Origin of the sequence: Protofrankia symbiont of Coriaria ruscifolia (assembly GCF_900634745.1) — a bacterium.
GTDB classification, from domain to species: Bacteria; Actinomycetota; Actinomycetes; order Frankiales; family Frankiaceae; genus Protofrankia; species Protofrankia californiensis.
The window spans coordinates 33,869-49,469 of the sequence record NZ_CAAAFR010000032.1; the positions used below are offsets into that span (position 1 = coordinate 33,869).

Annotated in this window: 11 protein-coding genes; 9 read left to right on the forward strand and 2 right to left on the reverse strand. The window is 66.0% G+C overall.

What is annotated here, in order from left to right; genetic code table 11:
* Positions 1-115: 115 nt before the first annotated feature.
* Together CV1CTNOD_RS03680 and CV1CTNOD_RS03685 are read left to right on the forward strand one after the other, a co-directional pair.
* Positions 116-1,207 carry an alpha/beta hydrolase gene (locus CV1CTNOD_RS03680; RefSeq protein WP_131784750.1) on the forward strand — a complete coding sequence of 364 codons (1,092 nt, stop codon included), beginning with the start codon at positions 116-118 and terminating at the stop codon, positions 1,205-1,207.
* Positions 1,208-1,235: 28 nt separating this feature from the next.
* Positions 1,236-1,568, forward strand: a complete 333-nt coding sequence (locus CV1CTNOD_RS03685) for a YnfA family protein (RefSeq protein ID WP_131784751.1) — start codon at positions 1,236-1,238, stop codon at positions 1,566-1,568.
* A 64-nt stretch (positions 1,569-1,632) separates the two neighbouring features.
* Here the strand turns inward: CV1CTNOD_RS03685 and CV1CTNOD_RS03690 are convergent, their stop codons facing one another.
* Positions 1,633-3,180: an MBL fold metallo-hydrolase gene (locus CV1CTNOD_RS03690; protein WP_131784752.1), complete on the reverse strand. Its 1,548-nt coding sequence runs from the start codon at positions 3,178-3,180 to the stop codon at positions 1,633-1,635.
* 61 nt (positions 3,181-3,241) lie between these two features.
* Positions 3,242-3,910 carry an acetyltransferase gene (locus CV1CTNOD_RS03695; protein ID WP_131784753.1) on the reverse strand — a complete coding sequence of 223 codons (669 nt, stop codon included), beginning with the start codon at positions 3,908-3,910 and terminating at the stop codon, positions 3,242-3,244.
* 183 nt (positions 3,911-4,093) lie between these two features.
* Here CV1CTNOD_RS03695 and CV1CTNOD_RS03700 point away from each other — a divergent pair, with 183 nt between their 5' ends.
* From CV1CTNOD_RS03700 to CV1CTNOD_RS03730, 7 genes are all read left to right on the forward strand, one after another.
* Complete coding sequence (locus tag CV1CTNOD_RS03700; protein ID WP_131784851.1) at positions 4,094-4,735, forward strand: 50S ribosomal protein L25/general stress protein Ctc; 642 nt, start codon at positions 4,094-4,096, stop codon at positions 4,733-4,735.
* Positions 4,736-4,762: 27 nt separating this feature from the next.
* Positions 4,763-5,380, forward strand: a complete 618-nt coding sequence (gene pth, locus CV1CTNOD_RS03705; protein WP_131784754.1) for an aminoacyl-tRNA hydrolase — start codon at positions 4,763-4,765, stop codon at positions 5,378-5,380.
* A gap of 809 nt (positions 5,381-6,189) precedes the next feature.
* A complete protein-coding gene (locus CV1CTNOD_RS03710) occupies positions 6,190-10,881 on the forward strand; it encodes a DUF4082 domain-containing protein (protein ID WP_131784755.1) in 4,692 nt (1,563 codons plus the stop codon).
* Between the two features lie 231 nt (positions 10,882-11,112).
* The gene (locus CV1CTNOD_RS03715; RefSeq protein ID WP_131784756.1) at positions 11,113-12,159 is read left to right on the forward strand and encodes a Gfo/Idh/MocA family protein; all 1,047 of its coding nucleotides are present in this window, start codon (positions 11,113-11,115) and stop codon (positions 12,157-12,159) included.
* A gap of 101 nt (positions 12,160-12,260) precedes the next feature.
* Positions 12,261-13,262 (forward strand): SDR family NAD(P)-dependent oxidoreductase, encoded by a 1,002-nt coding sequence (locus tag CV1CTNOD_RS03720; RefSeq protein WP_131784852.1) that lies wholly within the window; start codon positions 12,261-12,263, stop codon positions 13,260-13,262.
* A gap of 11 nt (positions 13,263-13,273) precedes the next feature.
* Positions 13,274-14,389: a DegT/DnrJ/EryC1/StrS family aminotransferase gene (locus tag CV1CTNOD_RS03725; RefSeq protein WP_131784757.1), complete on the forward strand. Its 1,116-nt coding sequence runs from the start codon at positions 13,274-13,276 to the stop codon at positions 14,387-14,389.
* Positions 14,390-14,437: 48 nt separating this feature from the next.
* The gene (locus tag CV1CTNOD_RS03730) at positions 14,438-15,592 is read left to right on the forward strand and encodes a glycosyltransferase family 2 protein (protein ID WP_131784758.1); all 1,155 of its coding nucleotides are present in this window, start codon (positions 14,438-14,440) and stop codon (positions 15,590-15,592) included.
* The last annotated feature ends 9 nt before the right edge of the window (positions 15,593-15,601 follow it).

Genomic DNA, 15,601 nt, shown 5'->3' on the forward strand with positions numbered 1-15,601 from the left:
CGCTCGTGCCAGCAGATGGTTTTTGCCTTCTCCACAATCGGGTCGCCGCACCGGTGACCGGTGGCTGCGTGACCGGTGGCTGTGCGGGCGTGGGGCTGGGACGGACAGCCTGGCGATGAGCGGGTTGTCGGTGTTGTGCGGTGGATTCATCGGTGGTCTGTTCGCGGCGGCGGTGACCGCGTGGATCATTGTGATCCGGATGCTCCGCAGGTGGCCGAGGCCGACCAGGGCGCTGGCCCTCCCCATGGCGATACTTCTGACGGTCGCGGCCTCGGCCGATGTGGTCAACGCCTACTTCAGCTACTTACCCCGGCTCGGGGACGTGATGGGAGCGGCGACGGCGGGCGGCTCTGATCCACGCCTGAAGACCGCGGACCTACGCTCCTCGGTGTCATCAGCTGTTCTGCGTTCGCATCCCGATGGAGCCATCCTGGCCCTGCCGGTCCCTGACCGGGGCAGTGGGTTCGGGAGGACGACCGCGCTCGTCTACCTTCCGCCCCAGTACTTCGACCAGCCGCAGTGGCGGTTTCCGGTGCTCTATCTGATCCACGGGTCACCTGGAATCCCCGCTGACTGGCTGCGGGGCGGGCAGGCGGCCGATGCCGGTGCCCGGGTCGCCGCCGCTGGCCATCCGGTGATCATCGTGATGCCGCGTATGAGCCATGGATGGCTCGATGACCCGGAGTGCGTTGACGGAGTGAGCGAGCGTGTCGAGACCCACCTGGTGATTGACATCATACCGGCGGTCGAGTCGACCTTGCGCGTTGAGTCCGGATGGGCCAGCCGGGGGATCGCCGGAATGTCGGCAGGTGGTTACTGTGCACTCAACCTCGGCCTGCGACACAGATCCATGTTCGGGACGATCATAGACATGTCCGGGCTGACCCGCCCAACCCACGCCGACGGCCTCCGCCCGTTGTTCGGTGCCGGTCCGGCGGCCCAGGCCGCCGCGGCCGCGAACAGTCCCGATCTTTATGTCGGCGGTTTCGGACCGGGCCCCCGGCCGCGGATCTGGCTCGACGTAGGGCGCCGTGACCACGATGTCGCCGTCGCCATCCGGCACATACGCGATCTTCTCAGCACTGATGGCTACCCGGTGCAGTTACATGTGCGGCCGGGAATACACACGTTCACGGTATGGCGACCCGCGCTGCGGGACGCGCTTGCCTGGTTCGCCGGCAGTACCACGTCGGTGTCCACCATTTAGGTCAGGTTAGGTCGGGTTAGGTCAGGCCGTGTCCGTCCTGCGTACGACTGTGCTTTTCATGCTGGCCGCGTTTGCCGAGATCGGCGGGGCGTGGCTGGTGTGGCAGGGGGTCCGAGAGCATCGAGGCATCCTGTTCGTCTGCGGCGGACTGATCTCCCTGTGCGTCTACGGCTTTGTCGCGACCCTCCAGGCGGAGGCGTCCTTCGGACGTGTGCTGGCCGCCTACGGCGGTGTGTTCGTCGCCGGATCCCTTGTCTGGGGCGCTGTCGCCGATGGTTACCGGCCCGACCGCTACGACGTTACCGGCGCGCTCGTCTGCCTGATCGGGGTCGGCCTCATCATGTTCGCGCCCCACCGTTGACGAGTTCCACCCACAGATGCCCGGAGTGTGGTGTTCCTGCCGGGTGGTGTGCGGCAAGGCCGTCCTACTCGGCGGGTGACACCGACAGCGGCCAGGTGCCGCCCCGCACGCACCGCCCGGTGGCGAGGTCCCAGGCCCAGTGATGGCGCGGACACTCCAGCACCCCGTCGATGATGGCGGCGTCGGCAAGGTCCTCGCCGGCATGAGGGCAGTAGCGCTGGATCCGCAGACCGTCGCGCACGATCGTCTCGTCCGACACGGAGCTGTCCCGCCGAAGCTGCCAGGTCACCACCGGAGTTTCGCCATAGCGCAGCAGGCCCATCAGGGTGACGTCGAACAGGTCCGGATCGCGCCGCAGCTCTATCCGCATCGACAGCAGCGCCTCCTCCCAGGTCGCCTCCCCATCGACGATCGCACGCAGGACGCGCGGTGGGACGCGCAGCTCGTAGCTGCCGGACGGGTCGCCAGTCGTTGCGGCGTCGCCGGATGTGCCGTCCCCGGCTTCGGACGCCGGTGGCCGGCCCTCCACGACCGCCGGGTGCGGGGGAACCGGACGGATCATCACCGTCCACTCCCGGGTACCGGAAAGGATGGTGAGATCGCGCTGGTAGTTCTCCAACAATGGGCGGTTCCGCCGGATCAGCCGGGAGAAGTACGCGTCGAGTTCGATCGTGCTCACCGGTGTGTCAGGGCGTTGCTCGTGAGCGCTCCATTGCGCGCTCCGGCGCCGGGCATAGTCGGCGACGTCGGTGGGCGCCGGTGACGATGCCGCGATCGTCACCGGCTTGCCGCCGACGATGTCGATCCGGTCACCGGGTTGGACGTTGACGATCTCCACCTGTGGAGCCGCTTCGGCGAACGGGGCCGCGACGTCCTCCCAGTGCGGAAAGATCGTCTTGTCGCGGTCGTTGTGGACGCGCAGGAGCGGATCGAGGAAGACCGGCGGACCCGCGCAGGGTACGTAGGCGCGGGCATCGGTCGCGGCGACCGTTCGTACCAGAGTGTCGAGGAGACCGGAACGCACCTGGACGACCTTGTCCCGCATCACCGAGCGGGGATAGGAATAACAGTTCGGATACCACATGGCCCCCGAGAACTGCGCGGTGAGAAGGTCGACGTTGCGCGGCAGTTCGGTGAGCTTGGGGTGGCAGTCGTTGAGGTCGAGGAAGCGGAAGCCGTCCAGCTCGACCAGGAGCGCGCTGTCCTCCTTGTGACTGGTGTCCAGCAGCATGGTCACCTGGATGCCGGGGCTAAGCGGTACCGACTCGCCGTGACCCAGAACGGTGATGTCGCTGAAACCGAGGTCGCGCATCTCCCGCAGCAGCTCCCGGGAGCGGAAGGCTGCGCAGAGCACGGGCAGCGACCGGGGAAGCATGCGCAGCAGCGTCCGGTCGAAGTGGTCGGTGTGAGTGTGCGAGACGTACAACGCGTCGTAGGAGCCGGCGGCGACCGGGCCAAGCAGGTGTCCGTTGTCAGGAAACGGAAACCAGGACTCGAGGAAAGCCGGGTGAAACCACGGGTCGATGAGCAGCCGGAATTCGTCGTGTCGCACGACGAAACCGGCGTGGCCGATGTAGTCGATGGACCTTTTTTGTGCAGCCGCCGTTGGCATGTCGGTTTCCGCCCCCCTGTCGCGCCTATTGGCGTGGGCCTCGGTCAACGTGCGCTGTCGACTATAGCGAGGGTGGGTTTGCCGCCTGGCGCAGGAACCGGGCCGGGTTACCCACCCACACCTCGGCTTCGGGAACGTCGGTGAGTACGACCGCCCCCATGCCGAGCGTCGACCATGCGCCGACCGTGAGGTTCTCCCGGACAAGCGCGCCCTGGCCGAGGTAGGCGCCGGCCCCGACGTGCACCCGTCCGGCCAGCGAGACCGATCCGCAGATCGTCGCGAAATCGGCGACGACATCGTCGTGGGTGAGCACCGTGTTCGGCATCACCGAAACGTGATTACCAACGGTAACAGATGTGGTCAGGGTCACTCCAGCGAGAAGGACGGAACCGTGACCGAGCGTGCATGAAGGCGGTAGGTGCACGCTCGGGTGGACGACCGTGGCGAAGCGGTCCGGGCCGATGCCGCCGGCGGCCAGGCGGGCGGCGAGTTTGGCCCGTATCGCGCCGGAACCGGGGCACAGGATCACGGCCACATCCGGCATTCCGCCGACCACGTCCGTGCCGCCGATGACGGGCAGGCCGTCGACCTCGGTGCCGTGGCGGGCCGGATTGTCGTCCGTGAAGCCGATCAGCCGATATCGCCCGGCGGCGAGAACGGCCTGCGCCGTCTCGCGGGCGAACCCACCGGCGCCGACCAGCAACAGGGGCTGCGGTGCTTGGGCCGTCATCGGACTGTTATAGCTTATAGCTGTCTGCACACATTGTGCGGCGACGGGTCTACCCGGCTGAGGGCGGATCCGCCGGTCCGCTCTGCGTCCGGTACTCTGAAGGACCGCGTCGTGGCGCCACCGCTTCCCTTGTTCCATGCGGCGCCGATGTCCACTGAAGATCGTAGGAGGATGAGTACCGCCATGTCCGAGGTCCGCATTGTCGCGGAGCCCCGCACCGAGTTCGGCAAGGGCGGGGCTCGTCGTACCCGCAAGGCCGGCAAGGTCCCGGCCGTCCTGTACGGCCACGGTCAGCCGCCCCGTCACATCTCGTTGCAGGCTCACGATCTTCTTCACGCGTTCAAGACCGACGCCGGTACGAACGTGCTGCTCCGGCTGGAGCTGTCTGACGGGCCCCAGCTTGCCCTCCCCAAGGACGTCCAGCGCCATCCGATCAAGGGCAGTTTCGAGCATGTCGACCTGGTCATCATCCGTTGGGGTGAGCGGGTCACGGTCGAGGTTCCGGTAACGCTCGTCGGAAACGCCGAAAGCGACACCCTCGTCGACCAGCAGTTGACAGTTGTGTCGTTGCAGGCGGACGCGACTGACATCCCCGGGTCGATCGAGGTCGACATCACCGGTCTCAAGCCGGGTGCGAACGTCAGCGCCGGTCAGCTCGTCCTCCCGGAGGGTTCGGTGCTGGAGACCGACGCCGAGCAGGTCGTGGTCCAGGGGCTGGCGAGATTGACCGCAGCCCAGGTGGATGCCGATCTCGCCGGGGGCGAAACGGCTGGTGGGGCCGCGGCCGCCGCGGGCGAGCAGGCGCAGGCCGGCTCCTCGGCCTGATGACGTTTCCGGCCGGGTGACGCCGCGATGAGTCCGCTGGAAGCCGACGTCGTGGCCACCGGGCCGTGGCTGGTCATCGGACTGGGTAATCCCGGCCCGGCGTATGCCGGCAACCGGCACAACGTCGGATTCATGGTCCTCGACCTGCTGGCCGAGCGGGTCGGGGACCGTTTCCGAACTCATCGGGGACGGGCGGATGTCGCCGACGTTCGGCTCGCCGGGGTGCATGTCCTACTCGCCAAGCCTCGCTCCTTCATGAACACCTCGGGTGGACCCGTAGCCGCTCTGCGTACTTTTTCCAAAGTCGATGTCGGGCAAATCGTAGTTATCCATGATGAGCTGGACATCCCTTTCGGAACGATCCGGCTCAAGCTCGGGGGCGGCGACAACGGGCACAACGGCCTGCGTTCGGTCACCGCCTCGCTGGGGTCGCGTGACTACCTGCGGGTCCGGGTCGGCATTGGACGCCCACCGGGGCGGATGGACCCGGCCGACTTCGTCCTGCGGGACTTTTCGGCCCCTGAACGCAAGGAACTTCCGTTCCTGCTGGACCGGGCGGCCGATGCCGTGGACTCGCTGGTCGGCAGGGGCCTTGAAGCCACCCAGAACATGTTCCACGCCTCGACCGCCAGACCTCATCCTTAGCTTTTCTCCAGGGCCCCTCCCTCCTCTCGCCCCGCGAGCCATCCATCTGGATGCCCCCGCCCTCGGTCCCTCCCGGCCGTATCCGGTCGGATGGCGATCCTGTCTGTGAACGGCTACGCGGCTCCGGGTGTCAGCCGATGGCGGGCCGGTTTCCGACAGTGGACTGAGAACGGGCTACGCGACCCTGGGCGTCAGACTCCGCCCGGTTGTCAGCCGACCGCAAGATCGCACCGAAGCATGTAATGATCGCTTTCTGGTCCCGGAAACCTGTTGCCGGTTCAGCTTGACCGCCGTTGTTCTCGGCGTGAGGTCATTTCTCAGCGCAAGGCCACTTTCAATCGCCCTGACAGCCCTGACACGCCTCGGTCAATCTTCAGGGCGCGACAGAGGTGGCCTTTTGCATGGAGGGCATCACTCGTTGTAATAATTTCCCGTAGTTTGCCGCAATCTGTTGTCACCGGGTTCGGTCCGGTCGTCTAATCTGGCAGGATGGCACTTCCATCAGGTACTGCTGGATGTGTCACGCGGGCAACACGGAACGCAGGGGACGTCACCGTGTGGTCCGGGCTTGTATTTCCGTGCTCCGTTGCCTTCGGGGGGAAGGTTTAGCCGGTCGGCCTGTCATCTGGGGTCGTCGCGTGGGCGGCGGTCTGGATTTCTTGGGGGATGATTGTGGACCCGTATCGCCGGGTTTTCAGCGGGCGGAATTGGTTTCCGTGCGTTGGGGGCTTCTTTGAATCCGAGTCGGACTGTTTATTTTTTGGCCATCCGGTGGGTGAACCGGTCCGTGACGGTGGGCAGGGGCTGTCATGAGCGGGTCCGGTGGCGGTCTGCGCCGGCTGCGGCTGCGGGTCACCCGCAGCCGCGCGCTGGTCACAGGTGTGGCGGTGGCGGTGGCGGTCGTGGCTGTGCCGCGGCTGGAATCGGATGTGCATGCGACGCCGACCGCGAGCACGGTGACGGAGGCCGATGCCGGTGCGACGACGGCCTCTCCAACGTTGTTGTCCGGTGTGACGAACAACATCGGGCAGGCCGCGACCGCCGTGATCGACCAGTCGACCGTGCCACTGTCGGCGGCGTCGTGTGATCCAGCGGTATCGGGGAAGATTGTCTGTGAGAATCTGCAGCCGGGTAGTCCGCAGTCGGAGTGGGATCTGGATAATGCCGATGCGGGTGATCCGACGTTGCAGGGTTTCGCGACGGATATCAGTGTGAACGTGAGTGGAACGGTCTCCTTCAAGATTAACAGTACCGCTTCCGCGTATCGGCTTGATATTTACCGGCTTGGTTACTATGGCGGTGACGGTGCGCGGAAGGTAGCGACGGTGAATCCGTCGGTGGCGTTTCCGCAGGTGCAGCCGGAGTGTCTGAACGATGCGGTTACCGGTCTGATCGACTGTGGGAACTGGGCGGTGTCGGCGTCGTGGACGGTGCCGTCGACAGCGCTGTCGGGTCTGTATGTCGTGAAGCTGGTGCGTACGGACGGTCGGGGTGCGAGCCACGTGCCGTTCGTGGTGCGGGATGACGCGAGTCATTCTGACATGTTGCTGCAGACGTCGGATTCGACGTGGACGGCGTACAACGCCTACGGCGGTAACAGTCTGTATAAGGGGAGCCCGGTGGGGCGGGCGTACAAGGTGAGTTACAACCGGCCGTATCTGTCGCGGGTGAGCGAGACGGACGGTCATAACTGGATCTTCGCCGCGGAGTATCCGATGATTCGGTTCCTGGAGGCGAACGGGTATGATCTGACGTACACAACGGATGTCGATTCGGCGCGGCGCGGTACTCTGATCAAAAATCATAAGGCGTTTATCTCGTCGGGGCATGATGAATACTGGTCTGGTGAACAGCGGGCGAATGTGCAGGCCGCACGGGACGCCGGGGTGAATCTGGCGTTTTTCGGCGCGAACTCGGTCTATTGGAAGACGCGCTGGGAGCCCAGTATCGACGGTTCGGCGACGAACTGGCGGACAATCGTCTGTTACAAGGAGACGAAGAATTCCAGTCCACAGGATCCGCAGTATCCGGGGGAGTGGACGGGTACCTGGCGGGATCCACGGTACAGCCCCCCGAGCAATGGTGGGCGTCCGGAGAACGAGTTGCAGGGCACGTTGTACATGGTGGACCCGCCGACGGATTTCGCGATGAAGATTCCGGCGGCGTTTTCGAAGCTGCGGTTCTGGCGGAACACCTCGGTGGCGAGTGCGACATCCGGCTCGACTGTCACGCTCGCGAACGCCACCCTGGGGTATGAGTTCGACACCGATGCGGACAATGGGTTTCGGCCGGCGGGGGCGTTCGACCTGACCGCGCAGACCGAGACCGTCCAGCACAAGCTATTGGATTACGGTAGTCAGGTCGGCCCGGGTCAGGTGACCCACAACATGACTCTCTACCGGGCGGCGAGCGGTGCGCTGGTGTTCGGTGCCGGCACCGTCCAGTGGGCCTATGGGCTGGATGCTGTGCATGACGGTCCGTTGACCACGGCGAGCCCGGCGATGCAGCAGGCCACGGTGAACCTGTTCGCGGACATGGGCGTGCGGCCGAAGAGCCTGATCAGCGGTCTGGCCGCGGCTTCGGCGAGTACGGACACGCAGGCACCGGGTGTCGTGGTGACCTCGACGGCACACGGCGTTGTCGGGCAGTCGTACACGGTGACGGGTACGGCGACGGATGCCGGTGGTGGTGTGGTCGCGGGGGTGGAGGTGTCGACGGATGGGGGGTCGAGCTGGCATCCGGCGCAGCTCGCCGCAGCCGCATCCAATGTGAGCTGGTCGTACACGTTCATCCCGAACGCGCCGGGCACCTTCGCGCTCAAGGTCCGTGCCACCGATGACAGTGCCAGGTTGAGCAGTCCGGTCACGGCCTCGCTGATCGTCGATGCCCGGCTCTGCCCGTGCACGATCTTCGGTAACGCGCTGCCGACCAACCCGGCCGACGCGGACGCGAGCGCGATCGAGGTCGGTGTCCGTTTCCGGACGACGATCGGCGGGGCAATCACCGGGATCCGTTTCTACAAGGGTTCGGGTAACACGGGTACCCACACCGGTACGTTGTGGTCGAACACGGGGACGCAGTTGGCCACGGGGACTTTTAGTAACGAAACTGCGACCGGGTGGCAGACGTTGACCTTTGCCCAGCCGGTGGCGGTGCAGGCGAACACCACCTATGTGGCGAGCTACTACGCGCCCAGCGGCCACTATGCCGGTGACGGAGGTTATTTCACCGGGAAGTCGGCCTACACCGCTCCGTTGCTCGCGTTGCCGGACGGGATGGACGGTGCCAATGGCGTCTTCCGTGCCAGCTCGGCCGGTTTCCCGGCGAGTACGTTCAACGGTACGAACTACTGGGTGGACGTGGTGTTCACCGGCGACACATCCACCGATACATCACCACCCCAGATCGCATCGGTATCCCCGCTGGCAGGTAGTTCCTCCGTGCCGCTGAACACCTCGCTCAAGGCTGCGTTCGGTAAGCCGTTCAACCCGTCGTCGGTGACCTTCACGCTCAAGACGAGCGGCGGTACCTCGGTGGCGGGAACAGTGTCGGTCAACTCGGCGGCGCTGAGCGCGACATTTACCCCGAACGCGGCTCTGGCGGCCGGCACGACGTTCACGGCGGGGGTCACCGCTGCCGACTACCAGGGGCATGCCATCAACCCTGCGTACACATGGACGTTCACCACCGGCGCCGTCCAGCCGGCACCGGGTACATGCCCGTGCACCATCTGGAGTGACCAGCAGCAGCCCGGCAACGTGACCGTCAACGATGCGTCCGCGCTCGAGCTCGGTGTGAAGTTCCAGGCGAGCCAGAATGGTTGGATCACCGGGATCCGCTTCTTCAAGGGGCCGAAGAACACCGGTACCCACATCGGCACGTTGTGGTCCACCACCGGTACCCAACTGGCCACGGCCACCTTCACCAACGAGACGACGACGGGTTGGCAGCAGGTCACGCTCGACCCTCCCGTGCAGGTCACCGCGGGTACCACTTACGTAGCCAGCTACCACACCTCCATCGGTTATTATTCGGCGACAGCAGGTTACTTCGCCTCCGGTGGGACGTCGTACGGACCACTCACCGCGCTCGGTAACGGCGTGGACGGGCCGAACGGTGTGTTCGCCTACGGAGCCGGCAGCGTATTCCCGAACCAGAGCTACAACTCGAACAACTACTGGGTGGACGTGGCGTTCTCCCTCACCCAGCCCGCGCCGACGCCACCTCGTGTGACAGGGGTCAGCCCGGCGAACACCAGCACGGGCGTCGCGCTCGGAGTGCGACCGACGATTACCTTCGACCGGTCGCTGGATCCGGCCAGCATCACCTTCACCCTCAAGGCCGGTACGACGAACATCAGTGGCTCGGCTGCGTATGACGACGCGACCCGTAGGATCACCTTCACGCCGTCCACTCCATTGCAGTTCACCACCACCTACACCGCCTCGGTGAACGCGGCCGGAGTAAACGGCGTGGCACTCGCGTCGCCGTACACGTGGACCTTCACGACCGGGACACCCGCCACCTGTCCATGCACGTTGTGGCCCACGTCGACCGTGCCTGCGAATCCGTCCAGCAATGACACCTACGCCTATGAACTCGGCGTCGGATTCCGTAGCGACGTCACCTCCTGGGTTACCGGGGTGACCTTCTACAAGGGCGTTAACAACACGGGTACCCACACCGGGTCGTTGTGGTCGGCGTCCGGTCAGCTGCTGGCGACCGGCACGTTCACCAACGAGACGGCAACCGGCTGGCAGACGCTGACCTTCAGCACGTCGGTGCAGATCAGCGCGAATACCACCTATGTGGCGAGTTACTACGCCCCGAACGGTGGCTACGCGTCAACCCCCGCCTACTTCGCGACCGATGACTGGAACGCGACACCGCTGCACGCCCCTGCCTCCGGCGTGGACGGGATGAACGGGGTCTTCCGCAACGGCTCCGCAGGATTCCCGACAACCAGCTACAACAACACCAACTACTGGGTCAGCCCGGTTGTCGCCACGCAGGAGCCGGTGGCGACCTGCCCGTGCACGCTCTTCAACACCCAGGTTCCCGCGAATCCGTCGAGTACGGACACCGGTGCCATCGAGTTGGGGGTCCGTTTCAGCTCGGACGTCAACGGCACCATCACCGGCGTACGGTTCTACAAGGGCGCGAACAACACGGGTACCCACACCGGGTCGTTGTGGTCGGCATCCGGTCAGCCGCTGGCGACCGGCACGTTCACCAACGAAACCGCGACCGGTTGGCAGACGCTGATGTTCGCCACTCCGGTGTCGATCACTGCCGCAACGGAGTACGTGGCCAGCTACCACACCGCTGTCGGCGGGTACGCGAATACCGGTGGCTTCTTCAACAGCCAGTACCGGGCCGCTCCCTTGACCGGCTTCGCCGGTGGCAACGGTCTCTACCTTTACGGCGCAGGTGGATTCCCGGTGAATAGTTACGACAACACCAACTACTGGGTGGACATAATCTTCCAGAAGGCCGGATGATTATGACCATGAGTTACTAAATACCTGGAAGTTACCAAACATCCGGAATTGTCTGTCGGTCGGCGCCGAAGTCCGGTCTCCGGCGCCGACCTGTCTTGTGCCCACGTCCCGGCCCGTCGGGTCGAGCCGACGTGGGGGTGCCTGTCATGTCAGACCCTGTTGGCATAATTGGCGCCGTCCATCGCGACTGATGATCGCGAATGGTGATCGCATACTGGGGGGTAGCGAATCATGTCGGAAGCAATGGGTGTCGCCGTCGTGGGGGCTGGGTACTGGGGCCCGAACCTCGTCCGCAATATCCAGAATTCACCGCGGATGCGGCTTCGGTGGCTCTGCGATCTCGATGTTGAGCGAGCCCGTCGGGTCATCGGTCCGTACAGCACCGTGCAGACGACATCCTCACTCGACGACCTGCTGGAAGACCCCGACGTCGTCGCTGTGGCCGTGGCGACTCCGGCGGCGACCCACGCGGATGTCGCCATGCGGGCTCTCGACGCCGGCAAGCACGTCCTTGTGGAAAAGCCTCTTGCCTCGTCGTCGGCGGAAGCGGTCAAGCTGGTGGATGCCGCGGAGGAACGCGGACTGGTCCTCATGTGCGACCACACCTACTGCTACACGCCGGCCGTGATGAAGATCCGTGAGTTGGCGCACGCTGGCGAGCTCGGCGACATCCACTACGTCGACTCGGTACGTATCAACCTGGGACTGGTCCAGCGTGACGTCGACGTGCTGTGGGATCTCGCCCCGCATGACCTGTCGATTCTCGACTTCATCCTGCCCTCGGGCGTGGTCCCGGAGGCGGTTTCGGCGCAGGGCGCTGATCCGATCGGCGCGGGCCGGGCCTGCGTCGCCTATTTGACGCTGTCGCTCACCGGTGGCGCGATCGCCCATGTCCACGTCAACTGGCTGTCCCCTACAAAGATCCGAACTACGATCGTCGGGGGTTCCCGGCGGACGCTGGTATGGGACGACCTCAACCCCACACAGCGGTTGGCCATTCACGACCGGGGTGTGGACCTCAGTTCCGCCGACAACCTGGGTGACCAGGCCCGGCGCGAGATGATGATCTCCTATCGCAGCGGTGACATGGTCGCCCCGGCACTTGTCGAACGCGAGGCGTTGGCCTCGGTGATGAGTGAGTGGGCGGACGCGATCAGTGAGAGCCGTCCGGCCCGCACGGACGGCCGTGCCGGGCTGCGTGTACTGGACGTGCTGGAAGCCGCGTCCCGAAGCCTCGAATACCACGGCGCGACGGTCCCGCTGCGTGTCGATCGTTGACGCGGTCCGCCCGGCCGGTGCCGCGGCACCCGGTCATGCGCTCATCCTGACGACGGAGGGAAGTACCCGAAGTGGACAGCACCCAGGCGGCAGCGGTGCCGCTGGCAGGGTCCCGATGCCTGGTGACAGGCGGAGCCGGCACGATCGGTTCGTCGATCTGTGACCGTCTGGTCGCTGCCGGGGCGGCGGAGATCGTTGTTGTTGACAACCTGGTCCGTGGCAGAAGGGCCAACCTGGAGCATGCCCTGGCGTCCGGCCGGGTGCGCCTGGTGGAGGGTGACATCCGGGATCGGGCTCTGCTCGCCGAGCTCACGACCGGTGTCGATGTTGTGTTCCACCTGGCCGCGATCCGGATCACCCAGTGCGTGGCGGAGCCGCGGCTGGCGTTGGATGTCCTTGTCGACGGCACCTACAACGTGGTCGAGGCCGCGCTGGCCGCCGGCGTCGGCAAGGTCGTGGCATCGTCATCGGCATCCGTGTACGGGGCGGCCGTCGCCTTCCCGACCCGCGAGGACCATCATCCATACGGCAACGACACCCTCTACGGTGCCGCGAAGTTGTTCAACGAGGGCCTGCTGCGCAGTTTCCAGGCCATGCACGGCCTCAACTATGTCGCACTGCGTTACTTCAACGTCTATGGGCCGCGGATGGACATCCACGGTGTGTACACCGAAGTCCTGGTTCGCTGGATGGAGCGGATCGCCGCGGGCAGGCCACCGCTGATCCTCGGTGACGGAAGCCAGACCATGGACTTCGTCTTCACCGAAGACATCGCGCGGGCGAACCTGCTCGCCGCCGAAGCAGACGTCACCGACGAGGTCTTCAACGTCGCTTCCGGGACGGAGACATCCCTGCGCGACCTGGCCGAATCCCTCCAGGCGGTCATGGGCCGCACCGACCTCGGGCTGGAGTTCGGCCCGGCCCGGGCGGCGAGCCCGGTACCCCGGCGCCTCGCGGACACCGCGGCGGCAGCGGCACGGTTGGGCTTCAAGGCCGAGGTCGGTCTCACCGAGGGGCTGGGCCGGCTGGTCCAGTGGTGGCAGGCCGAGCAGCGCCCGGTCCGGGACGGTCAGAGCGGCGGCGAATCCGGGGTCTCCTCATGACGATCCCGGTCATGAAGCCTTGGCTCGGCCAGGAGGAGGCCGACGCGGTCACGGAGGCCCTGGCAAGCGGCTGGATCGCGCAGGGCCCGCGGGTCGCTGCTTTCGAACGGGCGTTCGCCGAGCATGTCGGCACCGGTCACGCGGTCGCGACCAGCTCCTGCACCACCGCCCTGCACCTCGCCATGATCGGGGCCGGAGTGGGCCCCGGGGACGAGGTGGTCGTCCCGTCGTTCTCGTTCATCGCGACGGCGAACTGCGTGCGCTACGTCGGAGCGGACGTCGTGTTCGCCGATGTCGAGGCCACTACCGGGAACCTCACCGCCAAGACCGTGGAGGCGGTGCTCACCGCGCGCACGAAGGCGGTCATCCTCGTCCACCAGGGTGGGATGCCGGCGGACGCCGAGGCGGTGCGGGCGTTGTGTGACCCACTCGGTGTCGCCGTGGTCGAGGACGCCGCGTGTGCGGCCGGTTCCACCTACCGCGGTTCCCCGGTGGGCGCCGGCGCGCGGATCACGGCGTGGTCGTTCCATCCCCGCAAGCTGCTTACCACCGGTGAGGGCGGCATGCTCACCCTCGACGACGAGGCGGAGGCGACCAGGCTGCGCCGGCTGCGTGAACACGCCATGAGTGTGAGTGCGGCGGACCGGCACGCCAGCGACCGGGTCGTCCTCGAGCGCTACCTGGAGGTCGGGTTCAACTACCGGATGACCGATCTGCAGGCCGCGGTCGGGCTGGTGCAGCTCGGCCGCCTGGGGGAGATGGTGGCCCGCCGGCGTATGCTTGTTGCCCGTTACCGCGAGTTGCTCGCCGACATCCCCGGTCTGGTCGCGGTACAGGATCCGCCCTACGGCGAGTCCAACTTTCAGGCCTTCTGGGTCATACCGCCGGAGGATTCCTCGCGCTCCCGCGACGACGTCCTGGCTCTGCTGGCTACCAGGGGAGTGTCCGCACGCCGCGGGATCATGGCGGCGCATCTGGAGCCGCCGTACGCCGATGTCCCGCATGGCGACCTTTCTGTCACCGAGTGGCTCACCAGCCGTTCCCTCATCCTTCCGCTGCACCATCACCTGACCGAGGATGACCAGCGGACCGTCGTGGGCGCACTGCGCGACGCCCTGGCCGTATGAGTGGTCGCCCGTGATTGTCCGCCCGGCACAGAACAGGATCCGCCCATCATGATCGCCCTGCCCAGTCGGAGATCGACCAGGCATGGTGCCGGCCCGGCGGTCGGGCCTGTTCGTCCGCTCCCGGACTCCGGCACCCGTCCGCTGGTCTCGATCTTCGTATCGTCCTACAACTACGCGCGATTTCTGCCGCAGTGCCTGACATCCGTGCTCACCCAGGACTACGACAACATCGATGTCTACGTCATCGATGACGCTTCGACGGACAACAGTGCCGAGGTGGCCGGGGTTTTCGCCGCGGCCGACCCACGGTTTCGGATCATCCGGCGTCCGGTGAACCGTGGCCACATGGAGGCCTTCAACGAGGGGCTCGCCGCGGCGCGCGGCGAGTACTTCATCAAGCTGGACGCGGACGACCTGCTCACACCTGGTTCGCTCGCGCGTTCGGTGGCATTCGCCGAGCACAATCCGAATGTGGGTTTCGTGTACGGCGAACCGATCGCGTTCTCCGAACCCCCGCTGCCGCTTGCTCGGACGACGCCGACGTCCTGGTCGGTCTGGCCCGGGCACGACTGGCTCGCGCACGTCTGCCGGCTCGGCTACAACGCCATAGCGCAGCCGGAGGCGCTGATCCGCACCGCGACGCTCCGGGCGGCAGGCTGCTACAACCCGGCACTTCCGCACACATTCGACATGGAAATGTGGATGCGGCTCGCGGTGCTCGCCGACGTCGGAACGATTGACGCTGTGGATCAGGGCTACTACCGGATCCACTCCGCCAGCATGCAGCACACAATCAATTCCGGGGTAATTCGTGATCTTGAAGGGCGGCGGGACGCGTTCATCAGTGTCCTGACCGGCCCCGGAAAGGATGCGGTGAACGCCGAGGAGCTGCTTGCCACCGCCTGCCGGACGTTGGCTGTCAAGGCGCTACGCCATGCGTGTGATCTCCTGGACGCTTCCGGTGGGCGGCGTCGCGGTGACCGGGCCACCCTGGGTTCGCGGACGGACAGCCAGGATCGGGTCGAGGGTTTCATCGCCTTCGCCGAAGAGGTGTACCCGGCCGTCCGGGAGCTTCCGGTCTGGGCCACGGTGGACGGCCTCCTGCGCGCGGATCCGCGGGTGATGATGCGGCACCGCGCACGGACCACCGCCCGGGTGGTGGTCCGACAGGCCCAGGCGCACGTCCGGCTCCCCGGCGCCTGACGCCGTCCG